The sequence below is a fragment of the Pseudoduganella sp. UC29_106 genome, from assembly GCF_044055365.1.
Classification (GTDB): domain Bacteria; phylum Pseudomonadota; class Gammaproteobacteria; order Burkholderiales; family Burkholderiaceae_D; genus Rugamonas.
This window is the reverse complement of record NZ_CP171977.1, coordinates 1,798,726-1,820,757: the sequence shown is the minus strand read 5'-3', so window position 1 is coordinate 1,820,757 and position 22,032 is coordinate 1,798,726. Positions and strand designations below refer to the sequence as shown.

Sequence of the window (22,032 nt, the reverse complement as noted above, 5' to 3'; positions counted from 1 at the left end):
CCCGTTCGTCAGCATCAGCCAATGGTTGCGGCTCACGACGCCAGCCGCAGATCCTTGCGCACACCGGAATCCAGCAAGCCAGCTGGAGCAAAAGTGCGCAGCAGGCGCAGCCGCCCTGCGACTTTGCCGGCGGTATAACGCAGTTTTGGTATCGGCGCCTCTGCCGCTTTCAGCACGACCTCGGCCACCACTTCCGGCCCCTCGGCGCCCGCCATAACTTCCTGCACACGCTTATTCACCGCAGCACACACTTCCCGGTAGGCTTCGAGCTTCGCGTCCGGTTCCAGGAAGTTGGCATCGAACGGCGTCTTGGTGTATGCCGGTTCGATGACCACCGTCCGGATGCCCCAATTGCGCAACTCATGGTCCAGTGATTCCGAATAGCCTTCGATGGCATGTTTGCTGGCGGCATACAGCGCCCCATATGGCATCGGCAGAAAGCCCAACACGGATCCGATGTTGATGATGCGACCGCTTCCCTGCGCTCTCATGTACGGCAGCACAGCACGCGTCATGCGTATAACACCGAAAAAATTCGTGTCGAAGATGGACTGTGCCTGTTCGATTGAGCTTTCCTCGGCCCCGGCCGGTGCAACACCGAAACCCGCGTTATTCACCAAAAGGTCGATGCGCCCTTCCCGTCGCATTACGGTTGCGACAGCGGCTTCGACCGAGGCATCGCTAGTCACATCCAGTGCCAGCATGTTGAACCCGCGCTGGCCCGCTTGCGCGCCGCGGCGGCTGGTGCCGTATACCGTATAGCCTGCTGCAGCCAGATGCCTTGCGGTGGATTCGCCGATTCCTGATGAGGCTCCTGTGACCAGCGCAATCTTGTTTTTCATGGTGTTTCCTTTCAATTCAATGGACGCTTTTCAGCGCCTGAAGTGGCACAGAATATGATAACCATCATATTCCTTGGCAAAAAAAAATGCGTCGATTGCCGTCGTCACCTGCCTCAGCTGGCAAGGGGTATAAATTGCTTCAATGCCGCCGCACAGAGCGCTTCTGACAATTTCGGATCGTCCACCGCGCGGGCCACCATGGTGGTGCCGATCAAGGCGCAGACCAGGGCCATCGCCTGCTCATGCGCCTGCGGCTGCCCCCAGTCGGGCAACTGCCGGGCGAACAGATCTATCATTTCCTTGATATGGATGGTTGCGGCGCGCCGGACTTCAGGCGCCTGACGCGGCATTTCTGAACCCAGGGCGGAGACGGGGCAGCCGGTTTCAATTGCCTCAATGTGATCCGGGGATAAATAGGCCTGCATCATCGCCTGCAACGCTTTTCCGTGCGGCGCCGCAGCCGCTACCCGCGCTGCCATCGCTACCGATTCGGCTCCCGCGCGGTCGCCGGCCTCAGCCAGCAAAGCATCACGAGACTCGAAGTGCGCATAAAAACCGCCATGAGTCAGCCCCGCTTCCTTCATGATGTCGGCCACACCGGTACCGCCATAGCCCGAGCGGCGGATGGCACGTGAGGCCACCTCCACGATACGCTCATGGGTTTCTTCCTTACGGCTAACGGCTGGGCGCTTGGATGGCTTCATATTCATGATGACCATCATATACCATTTTAAACGAAGGCGTATACCTGGATTTGGGCCAGCGCCGACGGCGCGCATCAAAGCCGAAGGTGAACGGGTTGTTTAATGAATTGCAGGGAAGGGCCCGCCGCAAGGACGCGGCGGACAAAAAGGTTGGATCGCTCAGCCGAAGCGGTCGACGTAGCCGGCAAAAAGCTGCTCGACCAGCGCCTCGTATTTGGCGAATTCGGCCGGGCCGTCCGGGGTTTGCCAGTCGTTTTTCCAGGTGACGGTCTCGCCCTGCGGCAGGAGCATGTGGGCCATCACGGCGTCATGCGGGGCATAGGGGCAAGCCAGCCCCCAGTAGAAGTCGCGGCGGAAACCGCGGCGGACGTTGCCCAGGCCGAAGTCGACCAAAATCGCATCATCGATGATGCAAACGGCATGCCCCTCGATCTGCCCCGGCGCTGCGTAGCCCGGGCTGCCCAGCATGAAGGCCCGCTCGTCGCCGCGAATCTCGACGTGACAGGATTCCAGGCGCGCCTTGAAGCCATAAGCCAGCGCCACCCGCCGCACGAGCGAGGACATCAGGAAGCAGATCCCGCCGAAATTGTGCAGGTAAAGCCAGCCGATATCGTGGAAATGGTCGTACAGAGTATCGACCAGGCGCTGCAGGCGGGCGTCCGGCGCGGAAGCCAGCAACTGCCGCTCGCGCAAATCCTTGCGCAGGATGAAATGGCTCTCGAACTTGGTCTGGTATTGCTTCAGCAGCTCGACAAAGCGCTCGGTCGGCACCACGCGGCTGGCATGGCCGTCGCTGAAGGTCTGCTCTGCCAGTAATCCGCCCTGCACCATCGCCGCGATGTGCTCGCGCACTTCGGCATCGGCGTGCGGGATTTCCTTTACAAGACTTTCAAGTTCAATAGTTTTACCGGAAAAGAAATCACTGCCGATCTTTAAAAATAAATCATGCCCCACCATCGACGACGATGTAGGAATATTCTGAACAATCCAGTTACGGACATCAACTACGCCCTGCAGCAACGGCGGAACGCGCTGGATTTGCATGAAAACCTCATTAATCTGAAACTTACAAAATTTTGCTTACCAATCAAGGAAAACTCAAGTGTGCACTGCAACACATTGGTAAATCACTTGTAGGATTTCGTAAGTAATTGTAACGCGCCTTGACCAGGTACGCAGAGGGAGATGAGGGAAACACGTACGAAGCGCAGCGGAGTTCCGCAATCTAGTGCGGAGCAACACTATTTCCAAAAAATTAAAGTCGTTGCTTATTCGCCCATAATGTTGAACGAATAGACAACGACTATTTCATTTAAATATAGGTTTTAAAATAATTTAAACCGGCCATAGCGGCGGTTCATCCATCAGCGCTATTTGTTCGCGTAATTCGAGAATACGGTCCTGCCAATAGCGCTGGGTATTAAACCAGGGGAAGGCGGCAGGAAAAGCGGGATCGTCCCACCGGCGGGCGAGCCAGGCGGAGTAATGAATCAGGCGCAAGGTACGCAGGGCTTCGACCAGGTACAGTTCACGCGGATCGAATTCGCGAATGTCCTCATAGCCGGCCAGGATATCGCCCATCTGGCGCACCATGTCCTGGCGCTCGCCGGACAGCATCATCCACAGGTCCTGCACCGCCGGCCCGGTGCGCGCATCGTCGAAGTCGACAAAGTGCGGGCCGGCGTCCGTCCACAGCACATTGCCGCCGTGGCAGTCGCCATGCAGGCGGATCAGGGACACGTCCCCCGCCCGCTCGTAGCAGCGCGCGACGCCCTCCAGCGCCTGGTCGACCACACTCTTCCACGGCGTGACCAGTTCAGGCGGCAGGAATTCGTGGGCCAGCAGCCAGTCGCGAGGCTCGGTGCCGAAGGTGGCGATGTTTAGCGCCGGACGCTCGGCGAACGGTTTCGCCGCCCCTGCCGCGTGGATGCGGCCGATGAAGCGCCCCGTCCATTCCAGCACGGCCGGATCGTCCAGCTCCGGCGCCCGCCCGCCGTGGCGCGGGAAGACGGCAAAGCGGAAGCCCTGGAACTCGTGCAGCGTGCGGCCATCGATGGCGAGCGCCGGCACGGCCGGCACCTCGCGCTCCTCCAGTTCGGCGACGAATGCATGCTCTTCGAGGATCTGCGCATCGGTCCAGCGGGCCGGCCGATAGAACTTGGCCACCAGCGGCTTGCCGTCTTCGATGCCTACCTGGTAGACGCGGTTTTCATAGCTGTTCAGCGCCAGCAGGCGCCCATCGCCGTAAAGGCCGATGCTGGCCAGGGCGTCGAGTACGCAATCGGGGCTCAGGTCGGAAAATGGATGTGCGGGAGTCATGCTCGCCATTGTAAGACTCGCAGCGTATACTGTCGCCCTTAACCGCAAATCAGAGCCCATCATGCAACTCGAGCAGCCACTCACCGAAAAAGAATTCGACGAACTTGACCAATTCCTGCTGGGCGACCAAAGCCCCGAGGATGCGATGACCATGGACCACCTGCATGGCTTCCTGACGGCTATCGCCATCGGTCCGGAGCCGATCACGCCCGCCGAATGGCTGCCGCACGTGTGGGGCGAGGACGGCAAGCAAGCACCCAAGTGGAAGAACGCGAAGCAGGAAGAACGCATCCTCAACCTGATCATGCGCTTCATGAACGAGGTGCTGATCACCTTCGAAGTTGCGCCGAAGGAATTCGAACCGCTGTTCGTCGAGCACGAGCACATGGGCCAGACCCTGATCGACGCCGAAGCCTGGTGCTGGGGCTTCTGGGAAGGCATGGAACTGCGTCCCGGCTCCTGGGATTCGATCTGGGATTCCGAGGTGGCGGACCTGATGCGACCGGTCTACCTGCTGGGCGCGGACGAGATCCAGCCCGAGGAACTGAAGGAAGTGGAAGACCCGAACCTGGCCCACAAGCTGGCACTGCAACTGGAAGCCAACCTGCCGGCCATCCACAAGTACTGGGTACCGCGCCGCAAGGCCGGCGTGGAAACCGTCAAGCGCGAAGACCCGAAAGTCGGCCGCAATGACGACTGTCCCTGCGGCAGCGGCAAAAAATACAAAAAGTGCCACGGCGCGTCCGAAAACTGACAATTTTTGTCTTAAGTGACAAAAATTGTCGCTCCCCCAAGCCTTAATCCGCGCCCCTGACCAGGTGGCTGGCACATCGTGCCTGCCACCAGCCCTAGCCTCTGGTTTTCTCCCCGCCTGGCACAAAAATTGCCATACGGTATTAAACGGCGATATCCCGCCGGTTAATAAAAATGGGAGAAAAAATGCACCTAACCCAGTACAGGGCTTGGACGCTGGCCTGCCTGATGAGCCTGTCTGCCTCAGCCTGGGCCGCAACGGCCGAGCTGACGCACACAGCCCGCAACGCGTCCGTGGAACTTGGCAATAAGGTCTGGTTCCTTGGCAAGGTAGACGGCAAGGGCGTCTACATGAACTTCGCCGTCAACGGCATCCCCGGCGGCAACGCCACCTTCGGCACCATCAATTCGCAGAACGGCGAATACGTGGCGCCCAGGGTCATGCCGGCCAACCCCGTCGTCACCTTCACCGGCAAGACCACGACGACGCCCGAGCTCAGCGCCAGCACCACGCTGACCCTGCGCGCGCCCGGCGCGATCAGCACGCCGTCGCCAACTCCGACGCCAACGCCGTCGCCCACCCCAACGCCGACACCCACGCCAACGCCCGGCCCCATCGGCCAGCAGCCGCCCGCCGATGCCGCCACCGTCGCCGCCGCCCGCCTGCTCGCCCAGGCCAGCTTCGGCCCCACCGCCGCCGACATCGCCGCCCTGAAGACAGGCGGCGCCCAGTCCTGGCTGCAGCAGCAATTCCAGATGCCCGCCACGCCCCTGCCCGTCACCACGGACATGAACGTGCTGCGCAAGGGCTGGTACGTGAACATGGCCACCGCACCCGACCAGCTGCGCCAGCGCATGATCTTCGCGCTGTCGCAAATCTTCGTCGTCTCCTCCGACAAGAACAACTACGCCAACGAGATGACGCCGTGGCTGGCCACGCTGGAAAAACACGCCTTCGGCAATTACTACAACCTGTTGCGCGAAATGACGCTGAACCCGTCGATGGGCAAATACCTCGACCTGGGCAACAGCATCCTGCCGGCGCCGAACGAGAACTATGCACGTGAAGTGATGCAGCTGTTCACCATCGGCCCCGTGATGCTGAACCAGGACGGCAGCGTGCAGCTGGATCGCAACGGCGAACCGATCGCCAGCTACGACCAGGCCACGATTGCCGCCATGTCCCGCGCGCTGAGCGGCTGGACCTACACCGGCACCAATGCCACCGGCACCAACTGGGAAAACTTCACCGGTCCGCTGCAGCCGCGCGACCGACTGCACGACAAGACCGCCAAGACCATCGTCGGCGGCATCACCCTGTCGGCCGGCCAGACCACAGTGCAGGATTACGACGCGGTGATGAACGCCCTGTTCAACCACCCCAACCTGCCGCCCTTCGTGGCCACGCGCCTGATCCGCGCCTTCGTGATGAGCAATCCGAGCCCGGCCTATGTCCAGCGCGTGGCGGACGTGTTCGCCTTCGGCCCGGCCGGCCGCGGCGACCTGAAAACCACGCTGAGCGCCGTGCTGATGGACCCGGAAGCCCAGGCTGTGACGACCCAGTCCGGCAAGCTGAAGGACCCGATGCTGCACAGCCTGAGCCTGTTCCGCGCGCTGAACGCCACCGTGGTCGATCCAAACAACGCGTTCTGGGAGTACTTCCTGCTCGGCCAGAAGCTGCTGAGTGCGCCAAGCGTCTTCAACTTCTACTCGCCGCTGACGCCGCTGCCGGGCAATCCGGGCATGTTCGGCCCCGAGTTCCAGCTGTTCTCGCCGGCCCAGTCGGTGGCGCGCGCCAACTTCCTCTACAACTTCATCTCGGGCCAGTACAGCGGCATGGTGCGCATTGATATCGCGCCGTTCGTGGCCGTGGCGGGCAACCCGACCACGCTGCTGAACCTGGTGGACGCCACACTGCTGCAAGGCCGCATGTCGCCCTCGGCGCGGGCTGCCATCGGCGACACCGTCAGCCGCACCACCGACCTGAAGCAGCGCGCCATTACCGCGCTGTACCTGACCGCGATCACGGCCGAATTCGCCGTCCAGCAGTGAAGAGGATAAGAATATGAGCAAAACTACGATGTCGCGCCGCGGTTTCCTCGGCGCCGGTGCGCAACTGGGCATGCTGGGCACCATGTCCGCCCTCGGCCTGCTGGGCATGCCGCGCACCGCCAAGGCCGCGCCAGTGTCCGATTACAAGGCCCTGGTCTGCGTCTACCTGTTCGGCGGCAACGACGGCAACAATATGATCGTGCCGCTGGATTCGGCCCACTACTCCGCCTACAACGCGATCCGCAGCGGCCAGGGACTGGCGCTGTCGGTCAATGCCAAGACCCTGCTGGCCGAGCGCAGCGCGCGCACGTCCACCGGCGTGGACCAGCCTTTCGCCTTCCACTACGGCATGCCCGAGATCGACGCGCTGTACGGCCAGGGCATGGTCGCGGGCCTGCTCAATGTGGGCAATCTGCGCAAGCCGCTGACCAAGCCCGAGTACCAGTCCGGCGCCGGTGTGCCGCCGCAGCTGTTCTCGCATCCCGACCAGAACGTGCAGAACCAGGCGGGCACGCCGTCCGCCGCCGGCACGGGCTGGGGCGGACGACTGGTCGATGCGCTGGGCAATGGCGGGCACCTGGATGCGGTGTCGGTCGGCGCGGGCGGGCTGTTCGTGGAGGGCATGTCCAACCACGGCAACCTGCTGCCGGGGAATGGTCAGCTCGATCTGGCGGGCATGAACTTCTGGCCGCAATCCGAGGCCGATACGCGCCGTGCGGCGCTGCTGCAGCTGCTGTCCGCGCAGAATCCGAACGTGATCGCTGAGGCCGCCAACAAGTCCCTGCTGAATGGCATGGACCTGGTGAAAGACCTGAAAGCCGCCAACGCCGGCTCGCCTTTGTCCACCGTGTTCCCTGGGTACTCGCTGGCGCAGCAGTTGAAGACCGTGGCCCAGCTGATCCGCCTGCGCTCCACGCAGGGGCCGGGCCGCCAGGTGTACTTCGTGTCACTGGGCGGCTTCGATACGCACGGCGGACAGGCTTACCAGCAGTTCGACATGCTGCGCCAGGTGTCGCAATCGATCGCCGCCTTCCAGCAGGCGCTGAACGAGATCCATGCCGAGCAGATGGTGACCACGTTCACGATGTCCGACTTCGGCCGTTCCCTGCAGCCGAACAGCGGCGGCACGGATCACGGCTGGGGCAACCATCACCTGATCATCGGTGCCGGCGTGAAAGGCGGCCTGTACGGCTCCTTCCCCGACTTCGTCCTCGGCGGGAAGGACGATGCTACCGGCCGCGGCGTCTGGATTCCCCAGATCTCGAACCAGCAGTACGGCGCCACCCTCGGCCGCTGGTTCGGCGCCGAGCCGGATCTGCTCGAAAATCAGGTGTTCAAGAACGAGCTCACCAACTTCAGCGTGAAGGACCTCGGCTTCATGGTCTAAGCGCAGCATTGGCGTCGATGCTTCGCCCTACGCGCCGCCACTGCGCGTGGGGCGAAGCATGATCGGCCGCCCTGGTCCGCCCAACAACTTCAATCATGACTCCTATGACCCGCCCTTCCTCTACTCTGCTGACCCTGCTCCTGCTCGCTACCACCGGCGCCGCCCTCGCTGCCCCGGCCCCGGCCTCGTCCTCGGATCCACTCCCCACCATTACCCGCCGCGGCCCCGGCGACCCCAGCTGCGCCCGGCCCGTCTACCCGCAATCGTCCCTGCGCAATAACGAACAAGGCCGGGTCGTCCTCTCCTACCTGATCGGGCTCGACGGCTCCGTCCTCGACGGCAAAATCTCACGCTCCTCCGGCCACCCCGAGCTTGACCGGGCCGCCTACGTCGCCCTCTCCAAATGCCTCTACCGCATGCCCGACGGCGCGCAGGAACCACGCTGGATGAGCGCGACCTATGTCTGGACTCTCAACCAATGAACAGGGCAAAGGGGCTGCCCTCGCCGCCGACCAATTAATCGACGCACCACGTAACCGGCGTCGCTCAAGCCTGCATGCCCCAGCCAACCCTCGCCGCGCGGCGCTTGCGGCGCCCATTGCGTCCGGCGCCGCTCTTGCGCTGTAGGCCGTTAGCATTCCTGGCAATCAACGCCACCAAGGCGCTCAGTGCGCCTGGCTCGCTCTGGCGAGGCCCGCTTTGGCGCGGGCGAACTGATTCAGGTCACGCCCTCTCCTAGCGCCTGCCACGCCTGCGGCTGTGCGTCGCTCCGCAACTCGCCGCTCCCGTTGCCGCTGCCTCGGGGGTCGTTCAGCCGGAGCTTCACCTCCAATCAGGCGCGCTATCGCCGCTTGCCGTGCTGACCGGCAGACATCGGCAAGCAGCCATTCTTCACTGCCGGGAAGGCAGAGCCAGACGGCCTTCCAGGCGTTGCGATTGCCGCTGCCCTGAAGGTTCGCAAAGCGCGACGGCGACATCGCATGCCCGTCATGTTTAATCGTTCCGCCTTCCACCTGGGCGAAATAACAGTGGCCGCCGAAGCTCGCGCGCAGCCGGGTTCCCTCGGGAAGAAAGACTTGCTTCCATTGGTATCCCGTCCCGGAGGGCGCGCCCGCCGGCTGCGTCTGGGCCGCCGCTGCCGGCCGTAGATAGTTGCGTATCGCCTCGCAAATGAAAGGCTCCAGCGCCAGGGAATCCGACCAGCATTGGCCGGTGAATTCACCCAGGGATTCCAGCAAGTCGCTGGGCACGCGGATCGGGTAGTGGAGAGTAGACATGATGGGTCTCGAAAAGTCGGTTTTTACCAAGCGCTGCTACTTCCTGCTAAGGCTCACTAAAGCGCACTTCCTCTTACTAAAACTGCCGCCAGGAACACCAATCCGTACTAAATCGTCTTGGCAATTGTTCTTTAGAGACGGGCCGTGCGATTTAGTTCCCTGATTAGCGCGCTCTCCGATGAAATATCGCCAGCTAGCGCGGTTTAGTAAGCCTTATCTGGTTTTAGTAAAAACCGGGAAAAAGACAGTACCCCTCCATGCATCCGCCCGCTGCGGGCGGTGTTATTCGCAATGAAAATGACCAGCATTCCAAGAATAAATTTTCAATATATGCTGCGGCGCACTATAGTCGAATCGTACCCGGGACGTTTTCGAACCCAACCCATTGGAGCCCATCATGATCGCTAAACTGCACCTTATTGCTATCGCCTCTGTCCTGTCGCTAACCACGTTCGCCGCCAACGCCGCGGAACCAACTGTGCGCCAGAAACTGGTCAACTGCGGCGTTCCTCACTACCCGAAAGCTTGGGTAGACGACGAGGTCCAGGGTACCGTCCGCCTGGCCGTGCTGGTCGGCGCCGACGGTTCGGTGAAAGACGCAAAAGTGGTCGAGTCGAGTGGCCGCCGCATGCTGGACAAGGCCTCGCTGCGCGCCGGCGCCACCTGCAAGGCGGCTTCGAAAGACCGCGACAGCGTGGCTGGCTGGACCACCTTGCAATACAAATGGGTCGTCGATTGAAGGCGCATGCGCGGCTGCTGGCGTGCCCAACGCCAGCAGCCCGGTTCAGCGCAACGACAGTGCATTATGAGCTGGCTTCCGGCGCCGCCCAGACCAGGTTCCACAGGTGGCCATCAATGTCCTCGAAACCCTGGTCATACATGAAGCCATGATCCTCCGGTGGGTGTGGCGTACGACCGCCGGCGGCAAGCGCCTTGGCAATGAGGGAGTCGACTTCCTCCCGGCTATCGCAGTTCAGGCAGATGACCATTTCATTGGCCTCCTTCGCCTGCACGACGGGCTTGTCGATGAGGGACTTGAAGAATGGCTCGGTCGTCAGCATGGGCTGGATAGTGTCGCCGACAATGTTCATGAATGCAGCGTTTTCGCCGCTAAATCGGGCATTGAATGTGAAACCGAGCGCGGAAAAGAAGGCCTTGGACTTCTCCAGGTCCTTCACCGGCAAGTTCAGGATGATCTGTTTTTTCATAGCGGTTCCTTGGTTAAAGTGGAATGGCTAACCGGTGCTTCATCCAGACGACGGATGGCGGCGCGCAAAATCGACACGCTTTCGAAAAAATGACCGTTATGGCTGCTGATCCGCTTGATCCGACTCCTCGGGCGGATAGGTGATGCGCAAGCCCTCGACATGAGCGAAAGGCGTGAGCTTGTGCGGCCGCCGCTGGCGGGCATCGATGATGTCGTCAACGCGCACGCCGCGTACCAGCAAGGCATCGGCTACAAGTGAGCGGTGGCAGCGCCACGGCACGGCTTCGGCGCACATCAAGGCGCAGCACTTGTCGCGGCCCAGCTCGACGACTGTCTCGACATTGGCCGCAAACTCGTCGGTCTGCATATAGTCGGCGTAACCGCGGAATGACAGGTTGCGCCAGCCGGCGTTGGGCGAATCCTTGAGTGGACGGCGCAAGCCGCCGAGCCCGCGCAGGTAGCGGTATTCGATGCCGGCCTCGGTTAGCGAGACTGAGAGCTGATCCTGGCCGAACTGCGGGTTGTGGCGCGATTTCGGGACCGTGCGGATGTCGAGCAGGCAGTGGACGCCGTTCTGGCGCAACAGCGCAATGAAGTCCTCGATCGTACGGTTCGAATGGCCGATGGTGCAGACGAGTTCCATGCACACATTCTGGCATGGACGCGCCACGCGCAGCGCACCGTCCGGCCTCGCTGGCGTCAGCGACGCATCGTAAAGTTGACGCGGAAAGGAAACTCCTGCGAACACGGCTGGCCGTGGCACAGCGCCGGCTTGAATTTCTCCTGCATCAGCAGGTAGGAAACGGAACGAGTCAGTTCATCGTCCGGCGATTTGTAGACGGTCACGGTTTGCGCGAGTCCATCAGGGCCCACAACGACCGCCAGATCGAGCATGCCGCGTGCATCCAGCTTGCGGTTCAGGACTTCAATCTTGCGATACAGGGGCTTGAAGCCGCGCAGGGGAAAAGGCGGCTCATCGTCCTCCGCCATGCTCTCGTAGATCGCGCGGAAACGCGCCTTGTCCTCGGCGGAGAGGTCGGCATAGGGCTTGTCGAATGGCAGGCTGCCAATTGCGGCATCGCGCTTGATCAAGGTGCCCGTTCGCGCTTCGGCGGATTTCAGATGGTATTCGTCGGCCTGCGCCGCGGTGGTGGCGGCCAACAGAAGCAGCAGTGCGGCGATGCGCATGAAAAAGGCCCTTCATAAAATTATGAAAGGCCTAATTATAAATGCGCCAACATTGCGTTGACGCAACTTGCAGGATTAAAGCTTGATGAAGTTCTCGCGGTAGTACTTCAGCTCTTCGATGGACTCGACGATGTCGGCCAGCGCAGTATGCTTCTGCGCCTTCTTGAAGCCGGCCACCATCTCTGGCTTCCAGCGGCGGCCCAGCTCCTTCAGCGTGGACACGTCGATGTTACGGTAATGGAAGAACGCCTCCAGCTTGGGCATGTACTTGACCATGAAACGGCGGTCCTGGCCGATGGTATTGCCGCACATCGGCGATTTGCCGTTCGGGACCCACTGCTTCATGAACGCGATCAGCTCGGCCTCGGCCTGCTCTTCGTTCACGGTCGACGCTTTCACGCGGTCGATCAGGCCGGAACGGCCGTGCGTGCCCTTGTTCCAGGCGTCCATCTTGTCCAGGGTTTCGTCGGTCTGGTGGATGGCGAAGACCGGACCCTCGGCCAGCACGTTCAGGTGCATGTCCGTCACCACAATTGCCACTTCGATAATACGATCGGTTTCCGGCTCCAGGCCGGTCATCTCCATATCCACCCACACCAGGTTCATTTCGTTCGGACGCGGGGCAGCAACCTTGGCTTCAGCCACTTGAGTGCTTGCTGGGGTATCGTTCGCTTGTGACATAATTCTCTCTAGCCAAATTAATCCGCCATTTTCTCACAGGCACAGAATGTATTCACACGCGTTTTCGATTTTGTTTGTAGTTTTCCTGGTAGTGACATTGCTGGTCCGCTTCTGGCTGGCGTCGCGCCACATCCGGCATGTACTGGCGCACCGCGCCGCCGTGCCAGCCGAATTCGCGGAAAAAATCCCCCTGCACGCCCACCAGAAAGCCGCCGATTACACCGTGGCGCGCACCAAGTTCGGCCTGGTGGCCATGCTGGTCAGCACCGTCTCGCTGATCGGCTTTACCCTGCTGGGCGGCCTGCAATGGCTGAACACCACGGTCTTCAACGCCACCGGCGGCGGCATGGGCTACCAGCTTGGCCTGATCATCGCCTTCGGCCTGATCTCCGGCCTGATCGACCTGCCGCTGGACTTCTACCGCCAGTTCCGCCTGGAAGAGCGCTTCGGCTTCAACAAGATGACCGTGGGCCTGTTCATCACCGACATGCTCAAGGGCCTGCTGCTGGCCGGCGTGATCGGCCTGCCCCTGGTATGGGTGGTGCTGACGCTGATGGACAAGGCCGGCGACCTGTGGTGGCTGTACGCCTGGTTCGTGTGGACCGGCTTCCAGCTGCTGATCATGGTGCTGTATCCGACCATAATCGCGCCGCTGTTCAACAAATTCACCCCGCTGGCCGATGAATCGCTGAAGTCCCGCATCGAGGGCCTGATGCAGCGCGTGGGCTTCGCCTCCAAGGGCCTGTTCGTGATGGACGGCTCCAAGCGCAGCGCCCACGGCAACGCCTACTTCTCCGGCTTCGGCGCCGCCAAGCGCATCGTCTTCTTCGACACCCTGATCGAGCGCCTGGCGCCGCAGGAAATCGAAGCCGTGCTGGCGCACGAACTGGGCCACTTCAAGCTGAAGCACATCGTCAAGCGCATCAGCGTGATGTTCCTGATCTCGCTGGCCTTCCTCGCCCTGCTCGGCTACCTGAAAAACCAGATCTGGTTCTACACCGGCCTTGGCGTGAACCCGATCATCGTGCCGGGCCAGAGCAATGACGCCGTGGCCCTGATCCTCTTCATGCTGGTGCTGCCGGTCTTCACCTTCCTGTTCGGCCCACTGACTTCGCTCAGCTCGCGCAAGCATGAATTCGAGGCGGACGCCTTCGCCGCCAAGCATACCGATTCGCGCGACCTGGTGTCGGCCCTGGTGAAGATGTACGAAGATAACGCCTCGACCCTGACGCCCGATCCGCTGCATTCGGCCTTCTACGATTCGCATCCGCCTGCCAGCGTGCGCATTCGTCACCTCAACCTGGGGGCAGCACAATGACCGCCGCTATCCAGAGCGCAGCCCACCTGCGCTCGCTGCAATCCACACACGCCAAGGATGGCGTGAACGCCCACGAAGCCTCGCGCCTGTGCCACCTGCTGGACGGCTGGACCATCGCGGGCGGCAAGCTGGTGAAAGCCTTCAACTTCGCCAACTATTACGAGACCATGGCTTTCGTCAACGCGCTGGCCTGGGTCTCGCACAAGGAAGACCACCACCCGGAACTAGTGGTGGTCTACAAGACCTGCGAGGTGCGCTACGACACGCACTCGGTAGGCGGGCTTTCGCTGAATGACTTCATCTGCGCAGCGAAGGCGGACGCATTGGCATGAGCAAGGAAAAACGTACCGGCACCATCATTGCAGCACACGGCCGCCACTACCTGGCGGAGTCCAATGGCCAGCATCTGCAGTGCGTCACGCGCGGCAAGAAGACCAATGTGGCGGTGGGCGATATCGTCGACCTCACACTTACCTCCCCCGACCAGGCGGTGATCGACCGCATCCAGGAGCGCAAGACCCTGCTCTACCGCTCCGACCAGTACAAGTCCAAGCTGCTGGCGGCGAACGTCACGCAGCTGTTCATCGTGGTCGCCACCGAGCCAAGCTTCTCGGACGACCTGGTTTCCCGCGCCCTGGTCGCCGCCGAAGCGGCCGGCGTGCGCGCCCGCCTGATCCTGAACAAGATCGACGTGGAAGAGGCCCTGCCCCGCGCCCGCGAGCGCCTGCAGGTCTATACGGCCATGGGCTATGAGCTGATCGAAGTTTCCGCCACCGCGCAGCCGGAGGCGACGGTGGCCGCCCTCGGCCCGTTGCTGAAGGGCGAATCGTCGATCCTGATCGGCCAGTCCGGCATGGGCAAGTCCTCCCTGATAAACCTGCTGGTGCCGGACGCCGACATCGCCACCCGCGAAATCAGCGAAGCGCTGGACACCGGCAAGCATACGACGACCTTCACCCGTCTCTACCACCTTGGCCCCGATGCCAGCGTGATCGATTCGCCCGGTTTCCAGGAATTTGGCCTGTATCACCTGACCGAGGGCATGCTGGAGCGGGCCTTCCGCGACTTCGCCCCTTACCTGGGCGGCTGCAAATTCTATAACTGCCGCCACCTGAGCGAGCCCCAGTGCGCAGTGCTGGAAGCGGTGGAACAGGGCAAGATCGCAAAAATGCGCCATACTCTGTACGGCCAACTGCTGCACGAATCGTCACAGACGCTTTACTGACCGGGACCGCATATGGAGATGTTCGCAGACGACGACGCCATCGCCCAGTGGGAGCTGGATCTGCTCCCCCTGCGCGGCGCCGCCCGCCTGCCGCTGCTGATCTCCCTGTCCTGGCACCTGCGCCAGCGTGACGGCGCGCGCGCCTCGGCGCTGGTGGAAGAAGCGTCCTCCCTGTTGCCGCACGCCGGGCTGGAAGCGGACGAAATGGACGCCTGCGCCGCCCGCCTGCTGCTGGTACAGGGCGAGCTCGACTGGCTTTGCAGCCACCTCGATGCTGCCGACGAACTGGCGAACAAGGCCGAGGCGGAGCTGCACCGCGTCGGCGACCACGCCGGCTGTGCCGACGCCCATTGGCTCAGGGCCTGGATTGCCGTCGACCGCGGCGACCATGCCCGGCGCGACGCCGAACTGGCCGCCGCCGCCGAATGCGCCCGCCTGGCCGGCGACGCCGACCGCGAAGCGATTGCCGATGCCGCCAGCGCACGCTGGGCGGTGCTGCGCGACCTGAATACCGCCACCGCCACCTGGGGCAAGCGCTTCGACTTGTCCGAAGAAGTGCCGCCGGCGGTCGACTGCTGGATCAACGACTTCCTCGGCATGGCCGCCAGCCAGGCCAGCGATTTCGGCAACGCCGCCGGCTTCTATATCCGCAGCTATGAAGCCGCGCTGGAAACGGGGCAGGTCCGTTCCGCCATTATTTCAGCCACCAATATCGCGGAAAAATTCGCCAACCTGAACGACCTGCACTCCGCCCTGGAATGGATGCAGCGCGCGATGGAGCTGGCGCGTCCCACCAGCTGGCCGCGCAGCATCGGCTCGGTGCTGATGCATACCGCCGATTTCGTGCGCCGCCTGGGGCGCCTGGACGCGGCCCAGGAAATGCTGCACGAGGCGCTGGGCATCCTGGCGCCCGTGTCCAATGCGCGCAGCTACGCCATCGCTCTGCAATTCCTCGGCGACCTGTGCCTGTCCAAATATGACTACGCCGGCGCGCTGGACTCCTTCCAGCGCCTGGCCGTGCGGGCCGAAGCGCTGCAGCAGGCCGACTTCACCAGCGTGGCGTGGCGCGGCCAGGCGCACGCCCTGTGCTACCTGGACCGCCCGCAGGAAGCGCTGGAAATGGCGCAGCAGGCCGTCGAGCATGCCGCCAGCCACCACAATGCCTACAACCACATCGCCGCGCTGCGCGTGCTGGCCCTGATCCACAGCCGCCACGCACTGCCCGATCCGCCGGGCATGACGGCGCCCAACGCCATCCTGCACTACCTGCACCGTGCACTCGATACCGCGTCCACCATCGAAGGCTACACGGTGCCGGGCGACCTGTACGACAACCTGGGGCGCGAATACGCCCGCCTGGGCGACTACGAAGCGGCTTACGACATGGCCACCGCCGCCAGTACGGCGCGCGAGAAGACGCATACGCTGGAAGCGACCAGCCGCGCCGTGGCCATGCAGGTGCACCACCAGACGGAGCAGGCGCGCGCCGAGGGCCAGCACCACCGCGAGCTGGCCATGTCCGAAGCGCGCCGCGCCGAAGTGCTGCAGCAGACCACCAAGCTGCTGGAGCGACTGTCGGCCATCGGCCAGGAAATCACCACCTACCTGGACGCCGGCGCCGTGCACCAGGCCCTGAACCGCCACGTGCAGGCCCTGATGGCGGCCAATACCTTCGCCATCTACCTGACCGATCCGGCGGTGACCAAGCTGCAGCGCGCTTTCGGCATCGAGGCGGGCGACCTGCTGCCGCACTTCGAGATTCCGCTCGACCACCCGCGCGCCTGGACTGCGCGCTGCCTGAAGGAGCGGCGCGAAGTCTATGTCGAGCACCTGGGCGACAACGCCAACAGCCTGATCACGCCCGGCACGGCGGCCAGCGCTTCCGCCCTCTTCGTGCCCCTGCTGGTGGGCGAGCGCGCGCTGGGCGTGATGACGGTGCAGTCCATGCAGCCGGGCGCCTTCGGCGAGCGCGAACGGCTGATCTTCCGCACCCTGTGCGCCTATGGCGCCATCGCGCTGGATAATGCCCACGCCTACAGCCAGCTGCAGGAAGCGCAGACGCAGCTGGTGTCGCAGGAAAAGCTGGCGGCCCTGGGCTCGCTGATGGCGGGCGTGGCGCACGAACTGAATACGCCGATCGGCAACAGCCTGCTGATCGCCAGCACGCTGGAACAGAAAACCGAGGACCTGGAAAAAGCCATCAACGGCGCCGGCCTGCGCAAGTCCGAGCTGCTGGCCTATATCGCCGATGCGCGCAAGGCTTCCTCGCTGGTGATGCGCGGCCTGAATAGCGCGGCCGACCTGGTGAACAGCTTCAAGCAGGTGGCGGTGGACCGCACCACCGAGCAGCGCCGCAAGTTCAACCTGCAGCAGGTCACGCATGAAATCATCGCCACCATGATGAACCGCATCCGCGCCGCCTACCACAAGATCGAGTTCGACGTGCCCGAGTCCATCACGATGGACAGCTACCCCGGCCCCTTCGGCCAGGTGGTCACGAACCTGATCAACAACGCCCTGCTGCACGCCTTCGACGGCCGCGAGGAGGGCCGCATGCGCCTGGTCGCCACCATGCCGGTCGAAGGCCGCGTGCTGGTCTCCTTCAGCGACGACGGCGGCGGCATCACCCAGGAAAACCTGTCGCGCATCTTCGATCCGTTCTTCACCACGAAGCTCGGCCAGGGAGGTTCCGGGCTGGGACTTTCCATCAGCTACAACATCGTCACTTCGCTGCTGGGTGGGCATATCAGCGTGATCAGCAGCAGCGGCGGGACCACCTTTACCCTGGACCTCCCGCTCACGGCGCCGCGGCACGATCCCGCGCGACCGGCCACTATCTACTGAAATGCCCTTATAATCGTTATTCACCCCGCAATAAAGTAGTTGCAAATATGTCCACTTCGAAGATCAAGCACTACCTCCAGTTCAGCGACCTGACGCTGGACGAATACGAATACGTGATCGAGCGCGCGCACGATATCAAGCGCAAGTTCAAGAACTACGAGATCTATCACCCGATGATCGACCGCACCCTGGTCATGGTGTTCGACAAGAACTCGACCCGCACCCGCCTCTCCTTCGAGGCCGGCATGCACCAGCTGGGCGGCGCCGCGATCTACCTGAATACCCGCGATTCCCAGCTGGGCCGCGGCGAGCCGGTGGAAGACGCGGGCCAGGTCATGTCGCGCATGTGCGACATCATCATGGTGCGCACCTTCGGCCAGGACATCATCGAGCGCTTCGCCGCCAATTCGCGCGTGCCGGTGATCAATGGCCTGACCAACGAACACCACCCCTGCCAGGTCTTTGCGGACATCTTCACCTACATCGAGCATCGCGGCTCCATCAAGGGCAAGACCGTGGCCTGGATCGGCGATGCCAACAACATGCTGTATTCCTGGCTGCAGGCGGCCGAGGTGTTCGGTTTCCACGTCAACGTGTCCACGCCGCATGGCTATGAGATGGACATGTCGCTGGTGTCCACCGACCGCTTCACCCTGTTCGCCAACCCGTCCGACGCCTGCGAAGGCGTGGACCTGGTCAACACCGACGTGTGGACCAGCATGGGCTACGAGGAAGAAAACGCGGCGCGCCTGACCGCCTTCGATGGCTGGATCGTGGACGCCGACAAGATGAAACGCGCCAAGCCGGACGCCCTCTTCATGCACTGCCTGCCCGCCCACCGCGGCGAGGAAGTGTCCGCCGAGGTGATCGACGGGCCGCAATCCGTGGTCTGGGACGAAGCCGAAAACCGCCTGCACATCCAGAAAGCGCTGATCGAGTACCTGCTGCTGGGCCGCATCGATACACAGAGTCAGCCCGATTGAGGCACGTGGCCCGCAACGGCGGATCGAATGATCCGCCCTACGGGGAAGCAACCAATACCAACTGTAAGAGAAACCAAAATGAGCGATGTAAAAAAAGTCGTCCTCGCCTACTCCGGCGGCCTGGACACCTCCGTGATCCTGAAGTGGCTGCAGGATAACTACAAGTGCGAGATCGTGACCTTCACCGCCGACCTGGGCCAGGGTGAAGAGCTGGAACCGGCGCGCGCCAAGGCGCTGAAGTTCGGCATCAAGCCTGAAAACATCTTCATCGACGACGTGCGCGAAGAATTCGTGCGCGACTTCGTGTTCCCGATGTTCCGCGCCAACACCGTGTACGAGGGCGAATACCTGCTGGGCACCTCGATCGCGCGTCCGCTGATCGCCAAGCGCCTGATCGAGATCGCCAACCAGACCGGCGCCGACGCCATCTCCCACGGCGCCACCGGCAAGGGCAACGACCAGGTGCGTTTCGAGCTGGGCGCCTATGCGCTGAAGCCGGGCGTGCGCGTGATCGCGCCGTGGCGTGAATGGGACCTGCTGTCGCGCGAGAAGCTGCTGAAATACGCGGAAGACGCCGGCATCGACATCGACATGAAGCACAAGGCCGGCGGCGCGCCTTACTCGATGGACGCCAACCTGCTGCACATCTCCTTCGAAGGCCGCCACCTGGAAAACCCGAGCGCCGAAGCCGAGGAATCGATGTGGCGCTGGACCGTGAGCCCGGAAGCGGCGCCGGACCAGGCGGAATACCTGGACATCGAATACGAAAAGGGCGACATCGTGGCCCTGAACGGCAAGCGCCTATCCCCTGCCGAAGTGCTGACGGAACTGAACCGCCTGGGCGGCAAGCATGGCATCGGCCGCCTCGACCTGGTGGAAAACCGTTACGTGGGCATGAAGTCGCGCGGCTGCTATGAAACGCCGGGCGGCACTATCATGCTGAAAGCGCACCGCGCCATCGAATCCATCACCCTGGACCGCGAAGTGGCCCACCTGAAGGACGACCTGATGCCGCGTTACGCCTCCCTGATTTACAACGGCTACTGGTGGGCGCCGGAGCGTGTCGCCCTGCAAACCCTGATCGACCACACGCAGCAAAGCGTGAACGGCTGGGTGCGCGTGAAGCTGTACAAGGGCAATGTCATCGTCGTGGCGCGCGATTCGAAGACCGATTCGCTGTTCGACCAGACCATCGCGACCTTCGATGAAGACGGCGGCGCCTACAACCAGGCCGACGCCGGCGGCTTTATCAAGCTGAACGCGCTGCGCATGCGTATTGCGGCCAACGCTCGCCTGAAGCGCGGTCAGTGATGCTAGCAACGGCGGATCGATGATCCGCCCTTCGCACCTGGGTGCGTTACCGTCCGGACGGGCTGCCTTTGCGCGGCCCGTTTTTTTTGTTACATTGCCCTCACGACCATTCGCCCCGGAGGCCGCCGCATGAAAGACCTGAGCGTCAAGAAAAAACTCTACCTGGGCTTCGGCAGCATTGTCGCAATCATTTTGATACTGCTGGCCGTCGCCTACAATAACTTCTCTCGCCTGACCGAGGCCAATGGCTGGGACAAGCACACCATGCAGGTGCTGATTGAAATCGACCGCATCAACAACGCCGTGCTGCGCACGCAGGTCGAGATACGCGGCTATCTCCTGACCGGCAACGATACGGTGCTGGCGTCGGAGCGCGAATACGCGCAGGAAGTCTCGCAGCACATGCAGAACGCAATCCAGCTCACCGCCGACAATCCGCGCCAGAACGAGCGCCTGAAGAAAGCCGGCAGCCTCCTCGACACCTGGCTGAACGTGAACCTCAAGCGCCAGATCGACAAGCGCCGCGCGCTGGGCGATGTCAAGGGCGCGGCCGATGCGCTGGGCCAGTCCAACGAACTGCGCGACAGCTCGGCCGCCGTGGCCAGCGTGCGCGCCCTGCTGGAAGACGCGACCACCGAAGAGGAACGCCTGCTGGCCCAGCGCAGCGCCACGCTGGCCGACCTCCAACGCCAGATGAATAATGTGCTGGCCCTGGGCGCCGTCGCCGTCGTGGTGCTGGCCCTGCTGATCACCTACTTCCTGGCGCGCGCCATCGTCACCCCGCTCAACAACCTGACCTCGGCGCTGCGGCGCCTGGGGGCCGGCGAACAGTCCGCACGCGCCGCAGTGCTGTCGCGCGATGAACTGGGCAAGGTGACGCAGGACTTCAACAATATGGCCCAGCTGCTGCAGGAAACCCAGGCGCGCGAACAGGCGCAGACCGACGAACTGCGCGCCAAGGTGGACTTGCTGATGGAAACCGTGACCCGCGCCGCCGCCGGCGACCTGACCAGCAAGGTCAACGTGACCGGCGATGACGCCATCGGCCGCCTGGGCAATGGCTTGACGCGCATGTTCGAGAATCTGCGCGGCCTGCTGAACAATGTGCAGAAAGCCGGCATCCAGGTCACTACTTCCGCCACCGAAATTGCGGCGTCGGCCAAGCAGCAGGAAGCGACCGGCGTCGAACAGGCCCAGACGTCGGTGGAGGTGCTGAGCACGACCAAGGAAATCTCGGCCAACACCAGCCAGCTGCTGAAGACCATGGAAGACGCGACCGCCGTGGCGGACTACACGACGACCGCCACCTCCGAAGCCCAGGTCAACCTGCGCCGCATGGACCAGACCATGCAGAACATGGTCAGCGCCACCGATTCGATCAACGCCAAGCTGGCGGCCCTGTCGGAGAAGGCGTCCAATATCAACAGCGTGCTGACCACGATTACCAAGGTGGCGGACCAGACCAATATCCTGTCGCTGAACGCGGCCATCGAGGCCGAAAAGGCGGGCGAAGCGGGGCGTGGCTTCTCCGTGGTGGCGACCGAGATCCGCCGGCTGGCGGACCAGACGTCCGTCTCCACCTGGGACATCGAGCAGATGCTGAAGGAGATGCAGTCCGCCGTGTCGGCCAGCGTGATGGGCATGGACAAGTTCAGCGAAGAGATCCGCCGCAGCGTGAGCGAAGTGCGCCAGGTGACGGACCAGCTTTCCGGCGTGATAGACCAGGTGCAGAAGCTGGCGCCGCAATTCGATACCGTCCTGCAGGGCATGCAGGCGCAGGCCGTGGGCGCGCAGCAGATCAGCGAAACCATGATGCAGCTGAACGACGCCACCCAGCAGACGGTGGAATCGCTGAAAGCCACCAGCGAGGCGGTGCACCAGCTGCAGTATGCGGCGGGCGACCTGCAGTCCAGCGTGGCCACCTTTGCGGTGAACGTGTGA

General features: G+C 62.8%; 21 protein-coding genes. 12 read left to right on the top strand and 9 right to left on the bottom strand.

The genetic code is table 11. The annotated features are described in order from the left end of the window. Window positions 1–32: 32 nt before the first annotated feature. From ACHMW6_RS09440 to ACHMW6_RS09425, 4 genes are all read right to left on the bottom strand, one after another. The gene (locus ACHMW6_RS09440; RefSeq protein WP_395406854.1) at window positions 33–842 is read right to left on the bottom strand and encodes an oxidoreductase; all 810 of its coding nucleotides are present in this window, start codon (window positions 840–842) and stop codon (window positions 33–35) included. Window positions 843–955: 113 nt separating this feature from the next. Beyond that, window positions 956–1,564, bottom strand: coding sequence for a TetR/AcrR family transcriptional regulator (locus tag ACHMW6_RS09435; protein ID WP_395406853.1), 609 nt, complete (start codon window positions 1,562–1,564; stop codon window positions 956–958). 141 nt (window positions 1,565–1,705) lie between these two features. Then, entirely contained in the window at window positions 1,706–2,590 is an 885-nt protein-coding gene (locus ACHMW6_RS09430) for a hypothetical protein (RefSeq protein ID WP_395406852.1), read from the bottom strand. Window positions 2,591–2,881: 291 nt separating this feature from the next. Then, window positions 2,882–3,874, bottom strand: a complete 993-nt coding sequence (locus tag ACHMW6_RS09425; RefSeq protein WP_395406851.1) for a serine/threonine protein kinase — start codon at window positions 3,872–3,874, stop codon at window positions 2,882–2,884. A 52-nt stretch (window positions 3,875–3,926) separates the two neighbouring features. Here ACHMW6_RS09425 and ACHMW6_RS09420 point away from each other — a divergent pair, with 52 nt between their 5' ends. The 4 genes from ACHMW6_RS09420 (at window position 3,927) to ACHMW6_RS09405 (ending at window position 8,539) form a co-directional block, all read left to right on the top strand. After that, window positions 3,927–4,619 carry a UPF0149 family protein gene (locus tag ACHMW6_RS09420; RefSeq protein WP_395406850.1) on the top strand — a complete coding sequence of 231 codons (693 nt, stop codon included), beginning with the start codon at window positions 3,927–3,929 and terminating at the stop codon, window positions 4,617–4,619. Window positions 4,620–4,804: 185 nt separating this feature from the next. Continuing rightward, window positions 4,805–6,670 (top strand): DUF1800 family protein, encoded by a 1,866-nt coding sequence (locus tag ACHMW6_RS09415; protein ID WP_395406849.1) that lies wholly within the window; start codon window positions 4,805–4,807, stop codon window positions 6,668–6,670. Between the two features lie 13 nt (window positions 6,671–6,683). Further along, window positions 6,684–8,057 carry a DUF1501 domain-containing protein gene (locus ACHMW6_RS09410; RefSeq protein WP_395406848.1) on the top strand — a complete coding sequence of 458 codons (1,374 nt, stop codon included), beginning with the start codon at window positions 6,684–6,686 and terminating at the stop codon, window positions 8,055–8,057. A gap of 104 nt (window positions 8,058–8,161) precedes the next feature. Then, the gene (locus tag ACHMW6_RS09405; protein WP_395406847.1) at window positions 8,162–8,539 is read left to right on the top strand and encodes an energy transducer TonB; all 378 of its coding nucleotides are present in this window, start codon (window positions 8,162–8,164) and stop codon (window positions 8,537–8,539) included. A 183-nt stretch (window positions 8,540–8,722) separates the two neighbouring features. On the opposite strand, the gene ACHMW6_RS09400 is transcribed toward ACHMW6_RS09405, so the two are convergent. After that, window positions 8,723–9,334: a hypothetical protein gene (locus ACHMW6_RS09400; protein ID WP_395406846.1), complete on the bottom strand. Its 612-nt coding sequence runs from the start codon at window positions 9,332–9,334 to the stop codon at window positions 8,723–8,725. 397 nt (window positions 9,335–9,731) lie between these two features. Here ACHMW6_RS09400 and ACHMW6_RS09395 point away from each other — a divergent pair, with 397 nt between their 5' ends. Then, window positions 9,732–10,073 carry an energy transducer TonB gene (locus ACHMW6_RS09395; protein ID WP_395406845.1) on the top strand — a complete coding sequence of 114 codons (342 nt, stop codon included), beginning with the start codon at window positions 9,732–9,734 and terminating at the stop codon, window positions 10,071–10,073. A gap of 64 nt (window positions 10,074–10,137) precedes the next feature. Here ACHMW6_RS09395 and ACHMW6_RS09390 read toward each other — a convergent pair whose 3' ends face one another. From ACHMW6_RS09390 to orn, 4 genes are all read right to left on the bottom strand, one after another. Next, window positions 10,138–10,542: a VOC family protein gene (locus ACHMW6_RS09390; RefSeq protein ID WP_395406844.1), complete on the bottom strand. Its 405-nt coding sequence runs from the start codon at window positions 10,540–10,542 to the stop codon at window positions 10,138–10,140. Window positions 10,543–10,638: 96 nt separating this feature from the next. After that, complete coding sequence (locus ACHMW6_RS09385) at window positions 10,639–11,184, bottom strand: DUF488 family protein (RefSeq protein WP_395406843.1); 546 nt, start codon at window positions 11,182–11,184, stop codon at window positions 10,639–10,641. 56 nt (window positions 11,185–11,240) lie between these two features. After that, a complete protein-coding gene (locus ACHMW6_RS09380) occupies window positions 11,241–11,729 on the bottom strand; it encodes an energy transducer TonB (protein WP_395406842.1) in 489 nt (162 codons plus the stop codon). 75 nt (window positions 11,730–11,804) lie between these two features. Next, the gene (gene orn / locus ACHMW6_RS09375) at window positions 11,805–12,410 is read right to left on the bottom strand and encodes an oligoribonuclease (protein ID WP_395406841.1); all 606 of its coding nucleotides are present in this window, start codon (window positions 12,408–12,410) and stop codon (window positions 11,805–11,807) included. Between the two features lie 46 nt (window positions 12,411–12,456). On the opposite strand from orn, the gene ACHMW6_RS09370 reads away from it, so the two are divergent. From ACHMW6_RS09370 to ACHMW6_RS09340, 7 genes are all read left to right on the top strand, one after another. Continuing rightward, window positions 12,457–13,728 carry a M48 family metallopeptidase gene (locus ACHMW6_RS09370; RefSeq protein ID WP_395406840.1) on the top strand — a complete coding sequence of 424 codons (1,272 nt, stop codon included), beginning with the start codon at window positions 12,457–12,459 and terminating at the stop codon, window positions 13,726–13,728. Further along, on the top strand, window positions 13,725–14,060 hold the full coding sequence (locus ACHMW6_RS09365; RefSeq protein WP_395406839.1) for a 4a-hydroxytetrahydrobiopterin dehydratase: 336 nt from the start codon (window positions 13,725–13,727) through the stop codon (window positions 14,058–14,060). Before ACHMW6_RS09370 ends, ACHMW6_RS09365 begins: the two co-directional genes overlap by 4 nt. Beyond that, window positions 14,057–14,953 carry a ribosome small subunit-dependent GTPase A gene (gene rsgA / locus ACHMW6_RS09360; RefSeq protein ID WP_395406838.1) on the top strand — a complete coding sequence of 299 codons (897 nt, stop codon included), beginning with the start codon at window positions 14,057–14,059 and terminating at the stop codon, window positions 14,951–14,953. The genes ACHMW6_RS09365 and rsgA overlap by 4 nt, the downstream gene beginning before the upstream one ends. Before the next feature lie 18 nt (window positions 14,954–14,971). Next, complete coding sequence (locus tag ACHMW6_RS09355) at window positions 14,972–17,797, top strand: ATP-binding protein (protein WP_395406837.1); 2,826 nt, start codon at window positions 14,972–14,974, stop codon at window positions 17,795–17,797. 47 nt (window positions 17,798–17,844) lie between these two features. Further along, on the top strand, window positions 17,845–18,780 hold the full coding sequence (gene argF, locus ACHMW6_RS09350; protein WP_395406836.1) for an ornithine carbamoyltransferase: 936 nt from the start codon (window positions 17,845–17,847) through the stop codon (window positions 18,778–18,780). Between the two features lie 78 nt (window positions 18,781–18,858). Continuing rightward, complete coding sequence (locus tag ACHMW6_RS09345) at window positions 18,859–20,091, top strand: argininosuccinate synthase (protein WP_395406835.1); 1,233 nt, start codon at window positions 18,859–18,861, stop codon at window positions 20,089–20,091. 129 nt (window positions 20,092–20,220) lie between these two features. Continuing rightward, a complete protein-coding gene (locus ACHMW6_RS09340; protein ID WP_395406834.1) occupies window positions 20,221–22,032 on the top strand; it encodes a methyl-accepting chemotaxis protein in 1,812 nt (603 codons plus the stop codon).

Excerpts from the sequence above, each read along its gene's own strand:
- ACHMW6_RS09440 (WP_395406854.1), bottom strand. The coding sequence starts at position 842 with ATGAAAAACAAGATTGCGCTGGTCACAGGAGCCTCATCAGGAATCGGC.
- ACHMW6_RS09435 (WP_395406853.1), bottom strand. The coding sequence starts at position 1,564 with ATGATGGTCATCATGAATATGAAGCCATCCAAGCGCCCAGCCGTTAGC.
- ACHMW6_RS09430 (WP_395406852.1), bottom strand. The coding sequence starts at position 2,590 with ATGCAAATCCAGCGCGTTCCGCCGTTGCTGCAGGGCGTAGTTGATGTC.
- ACHMW6_RS09425 (WP_395406851.1), bottom strand. The coding sequence starts at position 3,874 with ATGGCGAGCATGACTCCCGCACATCCATTTTCCGACCTGAGCCCCGAT.
- ACHMW6_RS09420 (WP_395406850.1), top strand. The coding sequence starts at position 3,927 with ATGCAACTCGAGCAGCCACTCACCGAAAAAGAATTCGACGAACTTGAC.
- ACHMW6_RS09415 (WP_395406849.1), top strand. The coding sequence starts at position 4,805 with ATGCACCTAACCCAGTACAGGGCTTGGACGCTGGCCTGCCTGATGAGC.
- ACHMW6_RS09410 (WP_395406848.1), top strand. The coding sequence starts at position 6,684 with ATGAGCAAAACTACGATGTCGCGCCGCGGTTTCCTCGGCGCCGGTGCG.
- ACHMW6_RS09405 (WP_395406847.1), top strand. The coding sequence starts at position 8,162 with ATGACCCGCCCTTCCTCTACTCTGCTGACCCTGCTCCTGCTCGCTACC.
- ACHMW6_RS09400 (WP_395406846.1), bottom strand. The coding sequence starts at position 9,334 with ATGTCTACTCTCCACTACCCGATCCGCGTGCCCAGCGACTTGCTGGAA.
- ACHMW6_RS09395 (WP_395406845.1), top strand. The coding sequence starts at position 9,732 with ATGATCGCTAAACTGCACCTTATTGCTATCGCCTCTGTCCTGTCGCTA.
- ACHMW6_RS09390 (WP_395406844.1), bottom strand. The coding sequence starts at position 10,542 with ATGAAAAAACAGATCATCCTGAACTTGCCGGTGAAGGACCTGGAGAAG.
- ACHMW6_RS09385 (WP_395406843.1), bottom strand. The coding sequence starts at position 11,184 with ATGGAACTCGTCTGCACCATCGGCCATTCGAACCGTACGATCGAGGAC.
- ACHMW6_RS09380 (WP_395406842.1), bottom strand. The coding sequence starts at position 11,729 with ATGCGCATCGCCGCACTGCTGCTTCTGTTGGCCGCCACCACCGCGGCG.
- orn (WP_395406841.1), bottom strand. The coding sequence starts at position 12,410 with ATGTCACAAGCGAACGATACCCCAGCAAGCACTCAAGTGGCTGAAGCC.
- ACHMW6_RS09370 (WP_395406840.1), top strand. The coding sequence starts at position 12,457 with ATGTATTCACACGCGTTTTCGATTTTGTTTGTAGTTTTCCTGGTAGTG.
- ACHMW6_RS09365 (WP_395406839.1), top strand. The coding sequence starts at position 13,725 with ATGACCGCCGCTATCCAGAGCGCAGCCCACCTGCGCTCGCTGCAATCC.
- rsgA (WP_395406838.1), top strand. The coding sequence starts at position 14,057 with ATGAGCAAGGAAAAACGTACCGGCACCATCATTGCAGCACACGGCCGC.
- ACHMW6_RS09355 (WP_395406837.1), top strand. The coding sequence starts at position 14,972 with ATGTTCGCAGACGACGACGCCATCGCCCAGTGGGAGCTGGATCTGCTC.
- argF (WP_395406836.1), top strand. The coding sequence starts at position 17,845 with ATGTCCACTTCGAAGATCAAGCACTACCTCCAGTTCAGCGACCTGACG.
- ACHMW6_RS09345 (WP_395406835.1), top strand. The coding sequence starts at position 18,859 with ATGAGCGATGTAAAAAAAGTCGTCCTCGCCTACTCCGGCGGCCTGGAC.
- ACHMW6_RS09340 (WP_395406834.1), top strand. The coding sequence starts at position 20,221 with ATGAAAGACCTGAGCGTCAAGAAAAAACTCTACCTGGGCTTCGGCAGC.